At 72.2% G+C, this 19,231-nt stretch carries 15 protein-coding genes; 8 read left to right on the top strand and 7 right to left on the bottom strand.

The features are described from left to right. Nucleotides 1-514 precede the first annotated feature (514 nt). Nucleotides 515-1,303, top strand: coding sequence for a deoxyribonuclease IV (locus tag K7640_RS17335; RefSeq protein WP_222955892.1), 789 nt, complete (start codon nucleotides 515-517; stop codon nucleotides 1,301-1,303). Continuing rightward, on the top strand, nucleotides 1,300-3,582 hold the full coding sequence (locus K7640_RS17330; protein WP_255609288.1) for a hypothetical protein: 2,283 nt from the start codon (nucleotides 1,300-1,302) through the stop codon (nucleotides 3,580-3,582). Before K7640_RS17335 ends, K7640_RS17330 begins: the two co-directional genes overlap by 4 nt. Nucleotides 3,583-3,594: 12 nt before the next feature. Here K7640_RS17330 and K7640_RS17325 read toward each other — a convergent pair whose 3' ends face one another. The 3 genes from K7640_RS17325 to K7640_RS17315 all read right to left on the bottom strand — a co-directional run bounded on the left by K7640_RS17325 (nucleotide 3,595) and on the right by K7640_RS17315 (nucleotide 8,664). After that, nucleotides 3,595-5,115, bottom strand: a complete 1,521-nt coding sequence (locus K7640_RS17325) for a glycosyltransferase family 87 protein (protein WP_222955891.1) — start codon at nucleotides 5,113-5,115, stop codon at nucleotides 3,595-3,597. 124 nt (nucleotides 5,116-5,239) lie between these two features. Beyond that, nucleotides 5,240-8,035 carry a transglycosylase domain-containing protein gene (locus tag K7640_RS17320; RefSeq protein WP_222955890.1) on the bottom strand — a complete coding sequence of 932 codons (2,796 nt, stop codon included), beginning with the start codon at nucleotides 8,033-8,035 and terminating at the stop codon, nucleotides 5,240-5,242. A 197-nt stretch (nucleotides 8,036-8,232) separates the two neighbouring features. After that, nucleotides 8,233-8,664: a DUF5318 domain-containing protein gene (locus K7640_RS17315; RefSeq protein ID WP_222955889.1), complete on the bottom strand. Its 432-nt coding sequence runs from the start codon at nucleotides 8,662-8,664 to the stop codon at nucleotides 8,233-8,235. Nucleotides 8,665-8,838: 174 nt separating this feature from the next. Here K7640_RS17315 and K7640_RS17310 point away from each other — a divergent pair, with 174 nt between their 5' ends. Continuing rightward, nucleotides 8,839-9,477 (top strand): PadR family transcriptional regulator, encoded by a 639-nt coding sequence (locus K7640_RS17310; RefSeq protein WP_222955888.1) that lies wholly within the window; start codon nucleotides 8,839-8,841, stop codon nucleotides 9,475-9,477. Between the two features lie 23 nt (nucleotides 9,478-9,500). Continuing rightward, nucleotides 9,501-10,580 carry an inositol-3-phosphate synthase gene (locus K7640_RS17305; protein ID WP_222955887.1) on the top strand — a complete coding sequence of 360 codons (1,080 nt, stop codon included), beginning with the start codon at nucleotides 9,501-9,503 and terminating at the stop codon, nucleotides 10,578-10,580. A 63-nt stretch (nucleotides 10,581-10,643) separates the two neighbouring features. Here the strand turns inward: K7640_RS17305 and K7640_RS17300 are convergent, their stop codons facing one another. The 3 genes from K7640_RS17300 to K7640_RS17290 form a co-directional block, all read right to left on the bottom strand. Beyond that, nucleotides 10,644-11,030: a hypothetical protein gene (locus K7640_RS17300; RefSeq protein ID WP_222955886.1), complete on the bottom strand. Its 387-nt coding sequence runs from the start codon at nucleotides 11,028-11,030 to the stop codon at nucleotides 10,644-10,646. After that, nucleotides 11,027-11,233: a ribbon-helix-helix domain-containing protein gene (locus K7640_RS17295; protein WP_222955885.1), complete on the bottom strand. Its 207-nt coding sequence runs from the start codon at nucleotides 11,231-11,233 to the stop codon at nucleotides 11,027-11,029. Before K7640_RS17295 ends, K7640_RS17300 begins: the two co-directional genes overlap by 4 nt. Nucleotides 11,234-11,375: 142 nt before the next feature. Then, nucleotides 11,376-11,858, bottom strand: coding sequence for a methylated-DNA--[protein]-cysteine S-methyltransferase (locus tag K7640_RS17290; RefSeq protein ID WP_222955884.1), 483 nt, complete (start codon nucleotides 11,856-11,858; stop codon nucleotides 11,376-11,378). A gap of 96 nt (nucleotides 11,859-11,954) precedes the next feature. On the opposite strand from K7640_RS17290, the gene K7640_RS17285 reads away from it, so the two are divergent. Both K7640_RS17285 and K7640_RS17280 read left to right on the top strand, forming a co-directional pair. Then, entirely contained in the window at nucleotides 11,955-12,473 is a 519-nt protein-coding gene (locus tag K7640_RS17285) for a SigE family RNA polymerase sigma factor (protein WP_222955883.1), read from the top strand. Next, a complete protein-coding gene (locus tag K7640_RS17280; RefSeq protein WP_222955882.1) occupies nucleotides 12,473-13,639 on the top strand; it encodes a hypothetical protein in 1,167 nt (388 codons plus the stop codon). The genes K7640_RS17285 and K7640_RS17280 overlap by 1 nt, the downstream gene beginning before the upstream one ends. A gap of 188 nt (nucleotides 13,640-13,827) precedes the next feature. On the opposite strand, the gene K7640_RS17275 is transcribed toward K7640_RS17280, so the two are convergent. Continuing rightward, nucleotides 13,828-15,288 (bottom strand): CCA tRNA nucleotidyltransferase, encoded by a 1,461-nt coding sequence (locus K7640_RS17275; protein WP_222955881.1) that lies wholly within the window; start codon nucleotides 15,286-15,288, stop codon nucleotides 13,828-13,830. Between the two features lie 126 nt (nucleotides 15,289-15,414). On the opposite strand from K7640_RS17275, the gene murJ reads away from it, so the two are divergent. Continuing rightward, entirely contained in the window at nucleotides 15,415-17,160 is a 1,746-nt protein-coding gene (gene murJ, locus K7640_RS17270) for a murein biosynthesis integral membrane protein MurJ (RefSeq protein WP_222955880.1), read from the top strand. A gap of 424 nt (nucleotides 17,161-17,584) precedes the next feature. Further along, entirely contained in the window at nucleotides 17,585-19,201 is a 1,617-nt protein-coding gene (locus K7640_RS17265; RefSeq protein ID WP_222955879.1) for a protein kinase family protein, read from the top strand. The last annotated feature ends 30 nt before the right edge of the window (nucleotides 19,202-19,231 follow it).

The raw sequence follows: 19,231 nt of genomic DNA, 5'->3' as shown, positions 1-19,231 counted from the left end.
GCTATGCGGCCACGGTCCTTCCGTGGCAGGAGGTCGTGCGTCGTGCCCGCTCGCACCGGGTCGGCCCCGGCCGGGCGCGGACAACCGGACCAGAATACCCGGTCCGGACGATCATGACCGGGCAGGTCGGAGCGGCCCGGCCGGACGTGGCGACGGGGGCCCGGCACCGGCGTCGAGCGCCGGGACCGGACCCCCGTCCACGAGGCCGCAGGGCGTCCCGTCCGCATTCCTTGGGTGGGACCTGGGGAGGAACGACCACACCGATGAGGTTGGACCGAAGACGCCCCGCGGAGCTTTGTTGTGTTGTTATGAGACGCTACCGGGGTTTTCGTCATGTGTCGGGGTTTTCGGGATATTCGGTGCAGCGACCCCACCTTCGGCCACCCGCACCCGGCACCGCCGTACATCCATCCGGGTCAACGACCCGCCGGGCAGCCGGTGACGCGACACCCGGGTCCGCGACTCCCCGCCGCCGTCGCACCGCGCGTCAGGGTGGCGACGTAGGCTCCCGGGCATGCGTATCGGAGCTCACGTCGATTCGGCCGACCCGCTGGCTGAGGCAGCCGCCCGCGGCGCCGACACCGTCCAGTTCTTCCTCTCCGACCCGCAGGGCTGGAAGGCCCCGAAGCCGCGGGAGGACGCGGACCGGCTGCGCGCCGCCGACGTCGACCTCTACGTCCACGCGCCATACGTGATCAACGTCGCCACGCTCAACAACCGGATCCGCATCCCCAGCCGCAAGCTGCTGGTCGGGCACGCCGACGCGGCGGCGGCCATCGGCGCGCAGGGGCTGATCGTGCACGGCGGGCACGTCAACTCCGGCGCCGACCTGACGGTCGGTTTCGACAACTGGCGCAAGACGTTCGCGTACGCGGCGGAGACCGGCGGGTTCAAGCTGCCCGTCCTGATCGAGAACACCGCCGGCGGCGACAACGCCTGCGCTCGCCGACTCGACGCGCTGGCCCGGCTCTGGGACGCCGTCGGGGAGTACGAGGTCGGCTTCTGCCTGGACACCTGCCACGCGCACGCCGGCGGGGAGGACCTGCTCGGCCTGGTCGACCGGGTCAAGGCGATCACCGGGCGGATCGACCTGGTGCACGCCAACAACTCCAAGGGGGCGTTCAACTCCGGCCAGGACCGGCACGACAACCTCGGTGGCGGCACCATCGACCCGGAGCTGGTGGTCGCGGTGATCCGTGCCGCCGGGGCGCCGGTGGTGGTCGAGACGCCCGGTGGCGCGGCCGGCCAGGGCGCGGACATCGACTTCCTGCGCGAGCAGCTGGGCGGGAGCCCCGCCGCATGACCACCGAGCAGTCCGCCGCGGACGCCGGCGGGTCCCCGCCGGGGCACGGCGAGCCCGCGCGGGCCGCCGCCGGCCAGGGCCCCACCACCAACGGATCGGCCCCCGGCAGCCAGCCACCCACCGGCACGGCACCGGACGCGAGCCCCGGCACCACCGCAAACGGATCGGCGGCCGACCCCCGCCAGGCCCGCACCGACAAGGAGACGGGCGCCGACCCCGGCCAGGCCCGCACCGCTGAGAAAGCGGCGGCTGGCCCCAGCCAGGAGCCCACCGGCAAGGAACCGACCGCCGGCCCGAGCGCCGCCGGTGCCGTCGCCGGGTCCGCCGGGAACGGGTCGGCCGGAGGCGGGACCGCCGGGAACAGGTCCGCCGGGAACGGCCCAACCGGTGACAGGTCCGGCGCCGCCGCGAAGCCCGGGAACGGATCCGACGCCGACACGAAACCCGGGGACGGGTCCGACGCCGCCGCGAAACCCGCCGCCGGCGCCGCGGCCGACCAGGCTTCTCCCGCAGGTAAGGCCGAACCCGACCGCTGGGAGTCGTTCGGCCCGGCCCCCGCGCGGCAGCTCACCCGGCTGGGGCGGGCCCGTGGCCGGGTCGGCCGTTTCCTGGCCCACGAGTGGACGCTGGCCGCGCTCGGCGCGGTCGGCCTGGCGGTCCTGCTGACCTGGCCCGCTCTGCGCTACCCGCGCTACACGCTGCCCCAGGACTACTGGGACCCGAGCCTGCAGTCGTGGCAGATGGCCTGGTCCGGGCACATCCTGCTGACCGACCCGGCGCGGTTGTTCCAGTCCAACACGTTCTTCCCGGAGCCCTGGAGCTTCGCCTTCTCCGACATGCTGCTCGGCTACGCGCCGGCCGGCCTGATCGGCACCGGCCCCGACGCCGCCGTGCTGCGCTACAACATCATCTTCGTGCTGGCCCACGCGCTGGCCACGTTCGGGGCGTACGCGCTGGCGCGTCAGCTGGGCTCCGGCCGGATCGGCGCGGCGGTGGCCGGGGTCAGCTTCACGTACGCGCCGTGGCTGTTGGCCCAGGCCGGGCACCTGCACATCGTCTCCAACGGCGGCATCCCGCTGGCGCTGGCCATGCTGGCCCGGGGGCACGGCTGGTCGCTGCGCCACGGTTACCGCCCCGACCGGCGCCGCCCCGGCTGGGTGTACGCGGGCTGGTTGGTGGCCGCCTGGCAGCTCAGCCTGGGCTTCGGCATCGGCCTGGCGTTCGCGTACGTGCTGGCGGGTGTGGTGCTGGTGGCGGCGGTGCGGTGGCTGGTGCGCCGGCCGGTGTTCGGTGCCCGGCTGCTCGTCGCCGACCTGATCGGCGGGGTGGTCTTCGCCGCGGTCGGGGCGTTGCTGTCCATTCCGTATTTCAAGGTGGCCGAGCTGCACCCGAACGCGCAGCGCACCATCGGCGACATCGCCATCTACTCGCCCCCGGCGGGCGGCCTGTTCACCGCGCCGGCCGAGTCGCGGATCTGGGGGGCCCTGCACGAGGGGGCCCGGGCGGCGCTGCCCTGGCCGCCGGAGATGACCCTGCTGCCCGGCTTCGTGCTGTACGCGCTGGCGGCGGGGGGCCTGTTCTTCTCGGTGTGGCGGCTGCGGCACCGGCTGCTGCTGCTGGCCGGGGTGGTGGTCACCATGGCGCTGGCGATGGGCACCCGGTTCTTCGGCGGCACCTTCACCTACGTGCCGCTCTTCGACTACCTGCCCGGCTGGAACGGGTTGCGCACGCCGGGCCGGATGATGCTCTGGGCCACGCTGCTGCTCGGTCTGCTCGCCGCGGGCGCGGTCAGTGCGTTCGCCGAGCGGGTGGGCGAGATCGCCGCCGAGCGGCCCCCGTACCGGCCGGGGGTGTGGCTGCGGCTGGCCACCCTGCTGCCGCTGCTGCTGGTGGCCGTCGAGGGGGTGAACGCCACGCCGCATCCGGTGGTGCCCGAGCAGCCCGCCGCGATGCGCACGGTGGACGGCCCGCTCCTGGTGCTGCCCAGCAGCCAGAACCTCGACCAGCCGGTGATGCTCTGGTCGACCTCGCGCTTCCAGCAGGTGGTCAACGGCGGCAGCGGTTTCACCCCGACCCAGCTCGACGAGGTCCGCCGGGTGACGCTGACCTTCCCGGACCAGGTAAGCGTCGACTACCTGCGCACCCTCGGGGTGCGCAACGTGGTGCTGCTGCGCGACCACCTGGCCGGCACCCCCTGGGAGCGGGTGGTGGACGAGCCGGTCGACGGTCTCGGGGTCACCCGCTCGGAGGTCGGGTCGGCGGTCGTCTACCGGCTCTGATCCCGTCCAGGATCAGGTGGTGGTGGCGGGGACCGGTTCGGGGGCCGGTTCCCGGTGGCGGTGTCGCCAGCGCTGGTGCCAGGGGGCGTCGTCGGCGCCGTCCAGGACGCCGCCGTCCGGATCGTCGGCGTAGGTGCGCCGGACCGCGTCCCGTTCGGGGTGCAGGATCTCCCGGATCACCAGCACGCAGAGCAGCACCACCGTGCCGAGCCGCAGGGAGGCGGCCAGCACGAACACCCCTTCGGGGAAGACCGGGCGGTTGTTGGCCGTGCCGAGCAGCTCGCCGTAGAACGCGGCGAAGTAGCCGATCTCGGCGACCTGCCAGGCCAGGAAGGCGCCCCAGCGCGGCCGGGCCAGCACCACCAGCGGCAGCAGCCAGAGCACGAACTGCTGCGACCAGACCTTGCTGAAGATCAGGAACGCGGCCACCACCAGGAAGGCGAGCTGGGCCAGGCGCGGCCGGCGCGGGGCCAGCAGCGCCAGCGCGGCCACCCCGACGCAGGCCAGCCCGAACAGCAGGTACGAGACCCAGTTGAGGGTGGGGATGTTGTTGTTCAGCCACTCGAACGGCCCCTGCTTGGCGGGGTCGCCGATCCGGCCGTCGGCGTAGCGGCCGATGTACCAGAGGGTGCCCCAGTCGATCGGCCGGGTGGTGTTCAGTTCGAAGAACCGGCCCCAGTTCTCCGGGTAGCGGGTCGCCGCCGGCAGGTTCACCAGCACCACGGTCGCCACGGCCGCGGCGACGGACAGCAGGCCGGCCACGATCCGGCCGGCGCGGACGGCCAGCACCAGGATCGGCCCGAGCAGGAACAGCGGCCACATCTTGGCCGCGCCGCCGAGCCCGAGCAGGACGCCGGCCAGGACGACAAGCGGTGTCGCGTGTCGGCTGGTGCCGGCGCGGGCCCAGGCCAGCAGCCCGAACGCGGCAAGTGCGATGGCGAGCAGGTCCCAGTTGACGGTGGCGGTGAGGAACAGCGCGGGGGCCAGGGCGAAGAGCGCGGCGTCCCAGGGTCGTCGGCGGCGCAGGGCGAGGATGGTGGCCACGGTGGCCACCGCCAGCGCGCCGAGCACCAGCGCGTTGAGGTTGTAGAACCACTGCCCCTGGTTGATGGTCGGGTCGTTGACGCCGAGGGCGTGCACCGGCAGGCCGAGCGCGCCCATGAAGTAGCCGGTGAGCACCGGGTATTCCACCGGGTGGTCGGCATAGGGCACCTTGCCCTCGTTCAGGCCCTCGGCGTAGTAGAGGGCCAGCACGTCCGTGTAGCACATCCGGGTGTACTGCACGTTGTTCTGCCAGGCGCCGTCCTGGCAGGGCGACTTCTGCACCCAGTGCAGGGCGAGCGTCAGGCAGGCGAGCGCCAGCACGATCCGGGCGGCCGTCCAGAACCGCCCCTGGTGGTCCGTCGGCGTCACGGCGTGGTCACCGACCGGGCCGCCGATCAGCTCGGACGCACCGCGGACGAAACCGTCCGAGCGGGACGGGTGGTCGGTGCTGCCGGCCCCGTCCGGGGTGGGCGTCGACTGGGTGCTCATGGAGAGGCATCCTGCCGTACGTCGGGGGTCCGCGTCCCGCCGCCGGCCCGAGATTCCGGTACGCGGAAAGGCCGACGGCCGCCGGACGGGTGGGTCCGGCGGCCGTCGGCCGCATGTCGTGCGGTCAGTACGGCGTGGAGCGGGGTGGTGTGGTCGGCAGCAGGCCACCGCCGCGACCACCACCGTTGCCGTCACCCGGCCCGCCGGGACCGCCCGGGAAGCCGGGGAAGGTCGGCTGCTCGGGCTGCGGCTGCTGCGGGTCCTGCGGGCAGAACGGGTTCAGCGGGTCGGGGCAGACCGGGCCGGTGGGCTTGGGCGCCGGCTTGACGCCGGTGCCGGCGTTGTCGTCGCCGATGCCCTGCACCTTCGGCAGCTCCTCCTTGTCCTTGCCGTCGAGCGCCGCGTTCATGTACTTCTTCCAGACCTTGGCCGGCAGGCCGTGCTTGCCACCACCGGTGACCCGCTCGTTCTCGTCGTCGAAGATTCGCGGCTTCTTCGGGTCCTTGCTGCCGACCCAGACGGCGGTGGCGATCTGCGGGGTGTAGCCGATCATCCAGGCGTGCGCGTTGTCCTTGGTGCCGTTCCACTCCCAGGTGCCGGTCTTGGCCGCCGCCTCGCGCCCGTTCTCCAGCTTGGCGTCGTTCGGCCCGGGGATCTGCTTGAGCACGCCGGTCACCTCGTCGACCACGTCGGGGCGCAGCCGGTCCTGCGGGTCGAGCTTCTCACCGTTGACGTTCTGCCACTTGCCGGTCTCCCTGTTCTGCTTCTGGATCCGGAGGACGAAGTGCGCCTTGTTGTACGTGCCGCGGGCGGCGAGGGTGGCCACACCGTTGGCGTGGTCGAGGACGGTGACCGGGTACTTGCCGAACGCGGTCCAGCCGTCGAAGCCGGCCCGGACGGCCTCCTCCGGCTTCATCTTGAGCAGGTTGTACATCTTGCCGTCCGTGTTCCACATGGTGGTGATGCCGGCCCGGCGGGCCATGTCGACCACCTTGGCGAAGGTGATCTTCTCCGCCACGTGGTAGAAGGGCACGTTGTACGACTTGATCGTCGACTGCTCCAGGGTGCAGGACTTGCCGCAGACGCCGGCGCCGCGACCGGCGTTGCCGATCTCGTTCTTGCCGTCCGGCTTGAACGGGGTGGCATCCCAGTAGGACTTCACCGAGATGCCCTCGTTGATCGCGGCGGCCAGCGTGTAGATCTTGAACGACGACCCCGGCGGGTGGCCGCCGGTCAGGTCGCCGTACTTGTCGGTGTTCAGGCCGGCGTAGTCGAAGTCGGCGCCGCTGTCACCGCCGTAGTAGGCAAGCACCCGGCCGTTGCGCGGGTCGATCGAGACCAGCGCCGACATCAGGTTCGGGGGCTGGCCGTTGAGCACCGACCCCTTCTGGGCCGGCCGCGCCGCCTGCTCGGCGTACTTCTGCAGCTTCGGGTCGAGCGTGGTGGTGATCCGGTAGCCGCCGTCGCGCAGCTCGTCGACGCAGCTCGGCTTGCCCTCCGCGCCCGAGTTGGAGCAGATGCCCCACTGCTCCATCTCCTTGCGGACGTAGTTGATCACGTTGCCGCGCGGGGTCTTGACGCCGAACGAGGTCGAGCCGGCCTTGTCCGGCGGGAGCACCTTCGGGTACTTGGTCGGCCGCTTCGGCTTGTCCGCCGCGTCCAACCAGCCCTCGGCGGCCATCCCGTCGAGCACGTACGTCCACCGCTGCTGGGCGTCCGGCAGGTTGACCGCCGGGTCGTAGCCCCGGTGGGTGGTGCTGGCCACCGGCTGCTTGATCAACGCGGCGAGCACCGCGGCCTGGGCCACGTTGAGCTTGTTGGCCGGCACACCGAAGTAGGTCTGCGCCGCCGCCTCGATGCCGTACGCCCCACGCCCGAAGTAGATGACGTTGAGGTAGTGCTCCATGATCTCTTTTTTGGTGAACTGGTCGTTCAGCTTGGAGGCGAGGATGGCCTCCTTGACCTTCCGGGCGTACGTGTCGTCCTTCAGGCTGTCGTAGGCGTTGCGGGCGTACTGCTGGGTGATGGTCGACGCGCCCTGCTTGTCGCCGCCGCTGAAGTTGTTCCACGCGGCCCGGGCGATGCCCTTGTAGTCCACGCCGTCGTGCCGGTAGAAGTTGCGGTCCTCGGCGGCGGCGACCGCGTCCTGCACCCACTGCGGGATCTGATCGATCTTGATCAGCTGCCGGTTCTGGTTGCCCAGCTTGGCCGCGACCGTCTTGCCGTCACTCATGTAGACGGTGGTGGAGAGCGGCATCGGCAGGGCCTTGGGCAGCACCACCGTGGTCGAGTAGTAGGTGAACCCGACGACGCCGATGCCGGCCAGCATGATGAAGACGGCGAAGCTGGCGATCAGCAGGTTGATCCGGCGGCGCTTCTTCGCCCGCGCCACGGCGTCCGGGTCGCGGTCACCGCGGCCGCGGCGGCCCGGGCCGCCGAAGTCTCCCGGCCCGCCGGGACCGCCCGGTCCGCCGCCGGGCGGGGGAGCCGACGCCCGGGCGACACCGGCCCGACCGCCGACGGAGGCGGCGCCGACCGAGGCCGCGCCGACACTGGCCCGGCCGGCCGAGCCGACCCCGACCGCAGCGCGTCCACCGGCCGGGGAGACCGGCACGGAGGCCCGCCCGCCCGGAGCCGGCGAGACCGGCACCGAGGCGCGCCCACCGCCCGGGGCCGGGGAGACCGGCACGGTGGCGCGGCCGGAGCCGCCGCCGGGCGCCGGCACGGAGGCCCGACCCGAGCCGGCCCGACCGGCGGCAGCGCCCTGCGCCGGCACCGAGGCCGAGCCACCGACCGAGGCGCGCGCACCGACCGAGGCCCGACCGCTGGACCCGGCGGAACCGGACCAGCCGTTCCCCGGGTCGCCACCCGGAACCTGGGCCCGCCCACGCTGGGAACTGGGATCGCCGTACGAACTCATTCCTCACACCCTGCCGGTCGCGGTGGGACGCGGGTGCGCCGCCACCGGGTTGCCGTGAGTTGAGACACCACGGGCGCGGGCCGATCCGGGCCGCGCCGAAGGCGTCCAATCTGAACTATTCGGACCAATCAGGCCCTGGATCCGTCGATCGCTCCACCAGACATGCACGGTACCGGGATCGATCGGATCAGCGGTGGTCACCGTTGCGCCTCTCGCCTCCGTGCCGGGGCGGCGTCCTCCGGCGCGTCGTCCACGCCGCCGGCCAGCCCGTCCCGGCCGAGCAGGAACTGCTCGACGAGATGGTTCCAGTCACAGCCGGGGCACACCTCCACCACGAAGACCTGGAACTCACGCAGCGTCATCGCGAGCACCGGCAGCTCGGCCCGGGTGCGGGCCTGGCCGGCGGACTGCTTGAGCTCGTCCCCGTAAATGTAATGGACGTGGATCAGGTTCTCGCTGCGGCAGATCGGGCACCGGTGCTCGGTCGGCTCGCCATGGAACCGAGCGGCGTTCTTCAGGTACGGCGAGGCGTCACAGACGTCGTACGTGCCGATCCGGCCGGCGAGGAGTTCACGCAGCACTGCCCGCTTCTGGAGCGAGTAGTCGACGACCTGGCGCTGCGTACGCATGCGGAGAAGGGTACGCCGTCGGCGACCGCGAGGCGACCACCGTCACAATGCGTGACCCCGGCGTCTCGGAACCGGGGTTTGCCCTGATCCTGGAGAAGGCACTAACGTGCGATGTATCGGTCCGATACATCGCGGCGGTTACCGCTCCGCGTCGGGGGTAAGGAAGGGTGGCCCGTGCTCGAGCTCGCCATCCTCGGCCTCCTGCAGGAGTCTCCGATGCACGGCTATGAGCTGCGCAAGGAGTTGACCGCCAAACTCGGTGCGATCCGGGCGGCGATCAGCTACGGCTCGCTCTACCCGACCCTGCGCCGGCTGCAGGCGGCGGGCTGGATCACCGAAGCCGCCGAGACACCCGCGACCGCCGAGGAGGTTCCCGCACTGACCAGCCGACGAGGTCGGGTGGTCTACAAAATCACCGCGGAGGGCAAGGAACGCTTCGCCCAGCTCATCGCGCAGGCCGGCCCCGAGACGTACGACGACACGGGTTTCGGCGTGCACTTCGCGTTCTTTGCCCGCACGGACCGGGCGACCCGCCTGCGCATTCTGGAGGGCCGCCGCCGCACGATCGAGGAGCGTCGCGAGGGACTGCGCGACGTGCTGGGCCGGGCGGCCGAGCGACTCGACGCGTACACCCTGGAACTGCAACGTCACGGGCTCGACGCCTGTGAGCGCGAGGTTCGCTGGCTGGAGGAGCTCATCGCCAACGAGCGCTCCGGCCGGGCCCCGGCCGCCCCGCAACCCGGGACGGCCGACGGCCGACGAGACAACAACAACCCGCCCCCGCCTGGAACGTCCAGGAAAGAGCGGCCGTGATGAAGAAGAAGGAGGCAGACGCTATGGGCTCCGTCCGCGTCGCCATCGTCGGTGTGGGTAACTGCGCCTCGTCCCTCGTGCAGGGCGTGGAGTACTACCGGAACGCCGACCCGAACGACCGCGTCCCGGGTCTCATGCACGTCACCTTCGGCGACTACCACGTCTCGGACGTGACGTTCGTCGCGGCGTTCGACGTGGACGCCAAGAAGGTGGGCATGGACCTCGCCGAGGCGATCGTGGCCAGCGAGAACAACACCATCAAGCTCTGCGACGTGCCGCCGACCGGCGTCACCGTGCAGCGCGGCCCGACCTTCGACGGTCTCGGGCAGTACTACCGCGAGATCATCGAGGAGTCCGGCGCGGAGCCGGTCGACGTGGCCCAGGCGCTGCGCGACGCGCAGGTCGACGTGGTCGTCTCCTACCTGCCGGTGGGCTCGGAGCAGGCCGACAAGTTCTACGCCCAGGCCGCGATCGACGCGGGCTGCGCGTTCGTGAACGCCCTGCCGGTCTTCATCGCCTCCGACCCGGAGTGGGCCAAGAAGTTCGAGGACGCGGGCCTGCCGATCGTCGGCGACGACATCAAGAGCCAGGTCGGCGCCACCATCGTGCACCGCGCCCTGGCGAAGCTCTTCGAGGACCGCGGGGTCGAGCTGCTGCGCACGTACCAGCTCAACTTCGGCGGCAACATGGACTTCATGAACATGCTGGAGCGCAACCGCCTGGTCTCCAAGAAGATCTCGAAGACCCAGTCGGTGACCTCCCAGATCCCGCACGAGATGAGCAAGAGCGACGTGCACATCGGCCCGTCGGACCACGTGCCGTGGCTCGACGACCGCAAGTGGGCGTACATCCGCCTGGAGGGCCGCTCCTTCGGCGACACCCCGCTCAACGCCGAGCTCAAGCTCGAGGTGTGGGACTCGCCGAACTCGGCCGGCGTCATCATCGACGCCGTCCGGGCCGCGAAGATCGCGCTGGACCGCAAGATCGGTGGCCCGATCCTCTCGGCCTCCTCGTACTTCATGAAGTCCCCGCCGGTGCAGTACGCCGACCACGACGCGCACGCCGCCGTCGAGGGCTTCATCGCCGGCGAGGTCGAGCGCTGACGCGCTGAACACCGCAGCAGCATCGAGGGCCGGGTCCGCGTGGACCCGGCCCTCGTCGTCCGGTCAGGCCGGCATCTCCAGGTACGGCGACAGCCGCAGCGCCAACTCCTCGACCGAGTCGACCTCACCGCTGGTCAGCGCGTCGGTCAGCGCCATCCGCTCCTTGGCCGGCATGGCGAGGACGAAGCCGGAGCGGTCCAGTCGGACATCCGCCGCCGTCCAGGCGAGACTGGCGTTCCACATGTCGAGCGGACGCCAGACCATGATCGCGTGCAGAAGAGCCGCCGCCTGTTCCAACGGGGTCGGATAGACCCGCCCTTGCAGGAGGTGGGCATGGGGCCGCGCGGCCGAGGCGAAGAGGGTCCCGCCGTCGCGCACGATCGTGCGGGACGCCGTGCTGCCGGCGAGCAGGAGCAGTAGATCCTCCGCATCCGGCCAGGAGCGCGTCACCGGTCGCCCAACATCTCGTAGAACTCCGCGTTGCGCTCACGAACCCGCTGGGCGGCCTGGCGGGTCCACTCGTCGCGCTCGTGCCGGTCCAGGTACGCCTGCACCGCCACCTCGACCGTCTTGTGCATCGAGCGGTGCTCCGCCTCGGCGAGCTCCTTGAGCCGCTGCTCGACCTCGGGCTTCAGGTTCAGGGTGAAGGCCATACCAGATTTGTATAACTCGTCCGTGGGCTGGTCAACCACGCTCGGCACTACGTCTCCTCCTCGGTGCGTCGGTCGAGCCGATCTCGCCGTCGCCAGATGATGGCGAGAATCGCTCGGGCCGAGGCGGACGAGTTGTGCGGTGTCAGCTCGACCAGGCGCGGCGCAGGGCCACCGCCGCCTCCAGCTCCAGCAACGTCACCTTGCGCGGCAGCCCGCCGCCGAAGCCGACCAGCTTGCCGCCCGCGCCGACGATCCGGTGGCACGGCACGAGCACCGGGATCGGGTTGCGGTTGCAGGCCACCCCCACCGCCCGCGCGCCACCCGGGTCGCCGACCGCCCGCGCCACCTCGCCGTAGGTGAGCGTCTCCCCGTACGGGATGCGGGTCATCTCCCGCCACACCGCCCGCTCGAACTCGGAGCCCCGCCGCGCCGCCACCGGCACCGTGAACTCCGTCAGCTCACCGGCGAAGTAGGCCCGCAGCTCCGTCACCGCCCGGGCCGCCAGCGCGTCGCCGGGCTCCTCGACCGCCGGCTCCAGCCGGCCGAAGTGCGCCCCGCACACCGCCTCCCCGTCGGTGGCGACGGAGAACTCGCCGATCGGCGTGTCGAGCACGGTCCAGCGCATCCCGCCATTCTGCCCCGCCGGTGGGACATCGAGGATTTTCCGCCGGCCGGGCAAGATTTCCCCGGTGCCACGCGTCTGACAGGACGGAGGTGGCCGGTGGCAGAGGTAGTCGACGGCGAGTTCACCGCGTTCGTCCACGAGCGGGGAGACGCGCTGCTGCGGGTCGCGTACGCGCTGGCCGGCAGCCAGCACGGCGCCGAGGACCTGTTGCAGAACGCGCTCGCCAAGGCGTACGCCCGGTGGCCCCGGATCAGGGGCGACGCCGAGCCGTACGTGAAGCGGATCCTCTACCACGACCAGGTCTCCCGCTGGCGGCTCCGGTCGCACCGCGCCGAGGTGCCGGTGGCCGTGCTGCCCGAGCGGGCCGTGCAACGGGACCTCGGCCAGGACAGTGACCTGCGGCTGCTGCTGCGCGACGCGCTGCGCCGGCTGCCGCCCCGGCAGCGCGCCGTGCTGATCCTGCGCTACCTGGAGGACATGAGCGTCGAGGAGACCGCCGCGGCGCTCGGCTGTCGGGCCGGCACGGTGGCCAGCCAGGCGTCCCGGGCCCTGGCCAAGCTGCGGGAGCTGGTCCCCGCCCTCGACGAGCTGACGACGTTTCAGGAGGCGCCGTGATGAACGGACGAACCGAGGAGGCGCTGCGCGCGGCCGTACGTGACCTCGCGGACGAGGCCCGGGGCGCGCCGGACATCGCCGGTCGGGCCCTGCGGCGGGGCCGGAGCCTGCGCCGACGGCGTCGGGTGGTGGCCGCGGGCGCCGCCCTCGCCGCGACGGCCGTCCTCGCCGGGCCGTTCGTCTGGCTGCGACCCGACCCGCCGGCCGGCCCGGCCCGGTGGGCGGCGCCCCCGGCCACGTCGACGCCCCCGCCCTCCGGTCCGGCGGCACCACCGGCTGCGTCGACGCCCTCGCCCTCCGGCCCGGTGGCGGCCCCGCCGCCGGCGGGAGACTGGGCGCGCGGCCCGCTGGCGCTGCCCGGCGGCTGGGTGCTCACCGGCGCCACCTCCACCGGCACGCCGGCCGAGCTGGGCTACGCGCTGGACCGCTCGGCCGGCCGCTACGTCACCAGCCGGTACGAGGAGACCTGGGCGGCCCCGCGCGGCGGGGTGGCCGCGGTGGTCGACTACGAGCGGCGGGGCGAGCTGGGGTTGCTCGAACTGCGCACCGGGCAGGTCCGCTGGGTGAAGGTCGGCTCGTTCATCATGACCCCGCACTGGTCGCCGGACGGCCGCCGGCTGGCGCTGACCCTGATGGACAAGGACGACGGCGGGTTCTCGCTCGGGGTGCTCACCGTCGACACCGCTGACTACCGCACATTCCCCGTCGACGGCAAGCGCTACCTCTGCACCGACCAGTGCTTCTTCACCTGGAGCCGGGACGGCGCGGAGGTGGCCCTCCAGCAGACCGACCCCGATGCCTCGGTGTCGGAGTCGCAGCCGCACGCCCGGCGCGGGGTGCAGTTCTTCTCGCCGGACGACGGCCGCCCCAGCCGCTTCGTGCCGGTCAAGGGCGACCCGGACGGCCCCTGGTCCTGGTCGCCGGACGGCCGGTCGGTGATCGTGAAGGGCCCGGACGGCCCGCTGCTGGCCGAGGTGGCGACCGGCCGGACGATCGGACCGGCCCCCGCCGCCGACGCGGCGTGGGTGGCCGGCGACCAGCTGCTCTATCGGGACCGGCGGGCCAACGAGATGCTGCTGGTCGACCTCGCCGGCCGGGTCCTCGCCCGGCAGGCCCTACCCCCGGCGCTCGAGGCCAACCCCGTCCTGGCGGTGGCGCCCCGCTGACCGGTGGGCGGCGGGCGGCTGAGGTGTAAGGAGGGGCCCCCTGTTAACGCATTCCGTTGTACAGGGGGCCCCTGTTAACACCCCAGCCCGGCGGGACCCGGCGCCGCGCGAGCGGGCACGACGCGAGCGGGCACGACGCGAGCAGGTACGGCGCGGTGGGAGTGGGCGCGGCGGAAGCCGGCGCGCGGTCAGTTGACGATGCCCTCGGCGCGGGCCCAGCGCTGCAGCTCGGCCTCGGCCTCGTCCCGGTCCAGCGGGCCGCGCTCCAGGCGCAGCTCCTTCAGGTGCTTCCAGGCCCGCCCGACCACCGGCCCCGGCGGCACGCCGAGCAGCTCCATGATCGCGTTGCCGTCCAGGTCCGGACGGACCCGGGCCAGGTCCTCCTCGGCCGCGATCCGGTCGATCCGCTCCTCCAGCGCGTCGTAGTCGGCCGCCAGCTGGGCCGCCTTGCGCCGGTTACGGGTGGTGCAGTCGGACCGGGTCAGCTTGTGCAGCCGGGGCAGCAGGTCACCGGCGTCGGTGACGTACCGGCGGACGGCCGAGTCGGTCCACTCGCCGCGGCCGTACCCGTAGAAGCGCAGGTGCAGGCCGACCAGCTTGGTCACCTGGGCGGTGACGTCCTTGGGATAGCGCATGGCCTTCATCCGGGCCTTGGTGAGCCGGGCGCCGACCACCTCGTGGTGGTGGAAGCTGACCCGGCCGTCCGGCCCGACCGCCTTGGTGGCCGGCTTGCCCACGTCGTGCATCAGCGCGGCCATCCGCAGCACGAAGTCGCAGCCGCCGGACTCCATCGACATCGCGTTGCCGACCACGGTCAGCGTGTGCTCGTAGACGTCCTTGTGCTGGGCGTGCTCGTCGATGGTCAGCTTCAGCCCGGTCAGCTCCGGGATGAACCGCTCGGCCAGGCCGGAGTCGACAAGCAGCCGCAGCCCGGTGATCGGGTCGGCCCCGCAGAGCAGCTTGGTGAACTCGTCGCGGATCCGCTCGGCGGTGATCCGGTCCAGGTCGGCCGCCATCGCGGTCATCGCCGCCCGGACGTCCGGCGCGACGGCGAAGCGCAGCTGGGCGGCGAACCGGGCCGCCCGCAGCATCCGCAGCGGGTCGTCACCGAACGACTCCCGCGGCGTGCCGGGGGTACGGATCACCTTCGCGGCGAGGTCGTCCAGCCCGCCGTACGGGTCGGTGAAGCGGTGCTCGGGCAGGCTCACCGCCATCGCGTTGACGGTGAAGTCCCGGCGCTTCAGGTCCTCGGCGAGGCTGGTCCCGTACTCGACGATCGGGTTCCGGCTGACCTGGTCGTACGCCTCGGCGCGGAAGGTGGTGATCTCCAGCAGCAGGCCGTCGCGCTGGCAGCCGATGGTGCCGAACTCCCGCCCGGTCTCCCAGATCGCCTCGGCCCAGCCCTTGACGATCCGCAGCGTCTCGTCCGGGTGGGCGTCGGTGCAGAAGTCGAGGTCGTTGCCGAGCCGGCCGAGCAGGGCGTCCCGCACCGAACCGCCCACCAGGTGCAGTTCGTGCCCGGCGCGCGCGAACCGGCGGCCCAGCTCGTCGGCGACCGGGGAGACGCGGAGCAGTTCGGCGACGGCGTTGCGCTGCGCGGCACTGAGCTCGCGGCGGTCGGCGGCGTGGGATGCGGAGGCTTCGGACATGGGATCGCCAGCCTATCGGGCCGGGGCAGGAACTGATCCGCCGGGCGCGGGTATGCAGCGGGCGTTGACTAAGGTCGTGGCGTGCGGGCCGGTGCCCGGCTCACACGTACCCCTTGGAGGCTGGAGATGAGCGGCGGGCTCTACCGCAGCGCGAACGCCACGCCGCCCGGCGCGATCCCTCCCACCGACGAGGCGACCTTCATCTCGGCCGAGCCGCTGAACCAGCCGGCGGTGGAGGCGACCGCGCCACCGCCGGAGCAGGTGGCGGAGGGCAGCGCCGCCGCGAACAGCGCGGTGATGGCGGTCGGCAGCCTGGTCAGCCGGGGTACGGGCTTCGTCCGCAACCTGATGATCGGCGCGGCGCTCGGTGGCGGCCTGGTCGGTAACGCGTACACCACCGCGCAGTTCCTGCCCAGCCAGGTGTACGAGTTCCTGCTCGGCGGGGTGCTCACCAGCGTGCTGATCCCGGTGCTGGTCCGCCGGCGCCGCTCCGACCCAGACCGGGGTGACGCGTACGCCCAGCGGCTGCTCACCCTCGCGGTGCTCGCCCTGGGCGTCGCCGCGTTGCTCGCGGTGATCGCCGCCCCGGCGATCACCCTGCTGTACGCGCGCGGCCAGAGCGCCGACTACGTCGGCCTGGTCAACAACCTGTCCCGGCTGATGCTGCCGATGCTCTTCTTCACCGGCGTCAGCGCGCTGGTCGCCGCGGTGTTGAACACCCGGGGGCACTTCGCCGCGCCGATGTGGGCGCCGATCCTGAACAACCTGGTGGTGATCGGCACCTGCGCGATCTACATCGCCACCTTCGGCACCGACCTGCTCAGCCCGGAGGACATGGGCGGCGCCCGGATCCTGGTGATCGGCGGTGGCACCCTGCTGGGCGTGGCGGTGCAGGCCGCCGGCCTGGTGCCGGCGCTGCGCAAGGTCGGCTTCCGGTGGAAGTGGCGGTTCGACTTCCGCGAGCTGGGGCTGCGCGAGCTGGCCAAGCTCGGCGCCTGGATGTTCTGCTACGTCGCGGCCAACCAGCTCGGCCTGTTCGTGATCGTCAACCTGCTCACCCGGGCCGCCGGCGACGACAAGGCCGGCATCATGATCTACAACAACGTCTTCCTGCTGGTGATGATGGCGCACGGGATCGTCGCCGTCTCGATCATCACCGCGCTGATGCCCCGGATGAGTGCCGCCGCGGCGGACGGTCGGTTCGCCGACATCACCGCCGACCTGTCCCGGGGCATCCGCACCGTCAGCGCGGTGCTCGCCCCGATCGCGGTGGTCTACGCGGTGCTCGCCGGCCCGATCGCGGTGATGGTCTTCCGGTACGGCGCGTTCAACAGCCAGAGCGCCCGGCTCACCTCGACGGTGCTGCTGGTGGGGGCGCTGGGGCTGGTGCCGTTCGCGATCAGCCAGCTCTTCACCTTCGGCTTCTACGCGCTCCAGGACACCCGTACCCCGGCGCTGGTGATCGTGGGGGTGGTCGCGCTGCGTACCCTGCTCCAGGTCGTCTTCTACCTGGTCTTCCCGGCCAGCTTCGCGGCGGCCGGGATGATGCTGGGCAACGGCATCTCGTATCTGGTGGCGGTGGCCGCCTCGGCGATGCTGATCCGGCGGCGGGTCGGCCGGCTCGGGTTGGCCCGGATCACCGGGACCGTCGGCAAGGTGCTGGCCGCCGCGCTCGGCGCCACCCTGGTCGGCCTGCTGGTGGTCGCCCTGCTGCCGGGCGACCCGGCGGCCCTGAGCCGGGGGCACGCGTTCGGGCAGCTGCTGATCGGCGGCGCGGCGATCGGCCTGACCTATCTCGGGTTGGCCGCGCTCCTGCGGATCCGGGAGATCACCGAGGTGATCGGGATGGTGCGGCGGCGGCTGGCCCGCTGAGCCGCCCACCACGCACCGTGACCGGCGATCACCAGGCTGGGGACGAGCCTGTGGATAACTCAGCGATTCGCGGGTCACCCACCGGTTCAGCCTGTGGACAACCGACCGGAAGGATGAGTGCGAGGGGCCGGTCCGGGGGAACCCGGAGCGGTGGTGGCCCGGGCCGCCACACCGGGAACCCCTGCTTCGACTACTTGCGGTCAACCTCTAGATTGGCTAGTACATGTGCCAGCAACGTGGCCGACAACGGTCACAACCGGACGCATCCACCGACCCTTGGCACCCGCCAGGGACGGCGGGAAGATGACATGTCGAGGGCACGGGCAACCCGGGTAAGGTCGCACTCGACGGGTACGGCAGGTGTCGACGCTCCGCGTCGGCTCCGGTCGGGCCGGTTCCATCGCAGGCGGAGCGGGAAGCCACAATGCCCAGCAGCGCGGGTCCATCGATCGACACGATCACCGAGGGAGGACGGGTGACCCAGGTCGGCGAGGGTCAGGAGGCGGACGAGAGCGCTCCGCCAATCATGACCTTCGGTGCTCCCACGGCCGGTGAGATCCTCGCCGAGCGGTACGAACTGGTCGAGCACATCAACAACGACAGCGCGGGCCGGCTGGTCTGGCGCGGGGTCGACGTCGTGCTGCGCCGGCCCGTCGCGGTGGTCATGCGCTACCCGGGCGGCGACTCCGCCACGGAGATGCTCCAGGCCGCCGTGGCGGCCAGCCGCGTCATCCACCCCAACCTGGTCGGCGTCTACGACGCGATCGACGAGGACGAGCGGGCGTACGTGGTGCGCGAGTGGGTGGACGGGCAGTCGCTGCGCGAGCTGGTCGGCGCCGACGGGCCGCTGGACCCGGCCCGGGCCACCGCCGTCGGCAACGCCGTCGCCAGCGCCCTCGCCGCCGTGCACGCCACCGGGATGGTGCACGGCAACCTGCACCCCGGCACCGTCATGATCAGCGATGAGGGCCGGGTGGTGCTGGCCGACGCGCGCACCGACGGCGCGGACAGCCAGGAGACCGACGTCCGGGCGGTCGGCGGGATCCTCTACTTCGCGCTCACCGGGCACTGGCCGCACGCCGAGGCGCCGCTGCACGGCGCCACCGCCGGGCACGGCCGGGCCGCCATCCCCGACGCGGTGCGCGACGCCAGCGGCGCCATCGCGGCGCCCCGGCAGGTCCGCGCTGGCGTGCCGGCCTACCTCGACGACCTGACCATGGACCTGCTGGACGCGCAGATCGCGCCGCCCGGCTCGGACGTGCTCGCCGCCGAGCTGGCCCGCCTCGACATCCCGGCCGAGGACCACTTCCTGGAGAGCGCCGGCACGCTGCGCTTCACCGCCGACCCCGAGGACGACCGCTCACCGTTGGCCGCGGCCGGTGGCCGCAAGGTCGCCATCGGCATCGGCGGCCTGCTCGCGGTGGCCCTGGTCGGCCTCCTGATCGGGATCAGCGTCCTCGGCGGTGGCGACGACAAGAAGGGCGACAAGGAGCCGGTGGCCCAGCCGACCGCCAGCCAGCCCGCCACCGAGGACACCGCGCCGGCCACGGCGGCCGTCCGCAAGCTGGACATCGGCGCCGTGAAGATCATCGACCCGGACAGCAAGAAGCGCGACGAGCTGGACGGCGCCGACAAGGTGACCGACGGCAGCCTCGACGAGGGCTGGGACACCCAAACCTACAAGAGCGCCAAGTTCGGCAACTTCAAGCGGGGCATGGGCGTCTGGATCGACCTGGGTGCCCCGCACACGGTGAAGTCGGTGCAGGCGGTGCTCACGGCCAGCGGCGCGACCGCCCAGCTCTTCGCCGGCACCTCAAACTTCCCGGCCTCGTCCTCCGGTGACAAGGATCTGGTCAAGAACTACCAGCCGGTCGGCGACGCCCTGGAGCAGTACGACGGCACCACGATGACCTTCAGCAACGGCTTCAACGCCGACCAGAAATACCAGTACCTGATGCTCTGGATCACCGAGCTGCCGCAGAAGGAGGACGGCAGCGGCTACAAGCTCGGCGTCCAGGAGATCACGGTTCAGGGGTCGTGAGCCGGCCGCCGCGCACCGGGCACCACTTCC

It is taken from the genome of Micromonospora sp. PLK6-60, assembly GCF_019890675.1.
In the GTDB taxonomy this organism is placed as follows: Bacteria; Actinomycetota; Actinomycetes; order Mycobacteriales; family Micromonosporaceae; genus Micromonospora.
Note: the sequence above shows the minus strand (reverse complement) of the source record. Positions and strands in the feature narration are given on the sequence as shown.

Coding starts and splice junctions, on each gene's coding strand:
- K7640_RS17290 (WP_222955884.1), bottom strand. CDS start 11,858: ATGCGCTGGACCGTGCTCGACACGCCGATCGGCGAGTTCTCCGTCGCC.
- K7640_RS17320 (WP_222955890.1), bottom strand. CDS start 8,035: ATGAGTTCGTACGGCGATCCCAGTTCCCAGCGTGGGCGGGCCCAGGTT.
- K7640_RS17315 (WP_222955889.1), bottom strand. CDS start 8,664: ATGCGTACGCAGCGCCAGGTCGTCGACTACTCGCTCCAGAAGCGGGCA.
- K7640_RS17280 (WP_222955882.1), top strand. CDS start 12,473: ATGAACGGACGAACCGAGGAGGCGCTGCGCGCGGCCGTACGTGACCTC.
- murJ (WP_222955880.1), top strand. CDS start 15,415: ATGAGCGGCGGGCTCTACCGCAGCGCGAACGCCACGCCGCCCGGCGCG.
- K7640_RS17295 (WP_222955885.1), bottom strand. CDS start 11,233: ATGGCCTTCACCCTGAACCTGAAGCCCGAGGTCGAGCAGCGGCTCAAG.
- K7640_RS17335 (WP_222955892.1), top strand. CDS start 515: ATGCGTATCGGAGCTCACGTCGATTCGGCCGACCCGCTGGCTGAGGCA.
- K7640_RS17275 (WP_222955881.1), bottom strand. CDS start 15,288: ATGTCCGAAGCCTCCGCATCCCACGCCGCCGACCGCCGCGAGCTCAGT.
- K7640_RS17265 (WP_222955879.1), top strand. CDS start 17,585: ATGCCCAGCAGCGCGGGTCCATCGATCGACACGATCACCGAGGGAGGA.
- K7640_RS17325 (WP_222955891.1), bottom strand. CDS start 5,115: ATGAGCACCCAGTCGACGCCCACCCCGGACGGGGCCGGCAGCACCGAC.
- K7640_RS17330 (WP_255609288.1), top strand. CDS start 1,300: ATGACCACCGAGCAGTCCGCCGCGGACGCCGGCGGGTCCCCGCCGGGG.
- K7640_RS17305 (WP_222955887.1), top strand. CDS start 9,501: ATGGGCTCCGTCCGCGTCGCCATCGTCGGTGTGGGTAACTGCGCCTCG.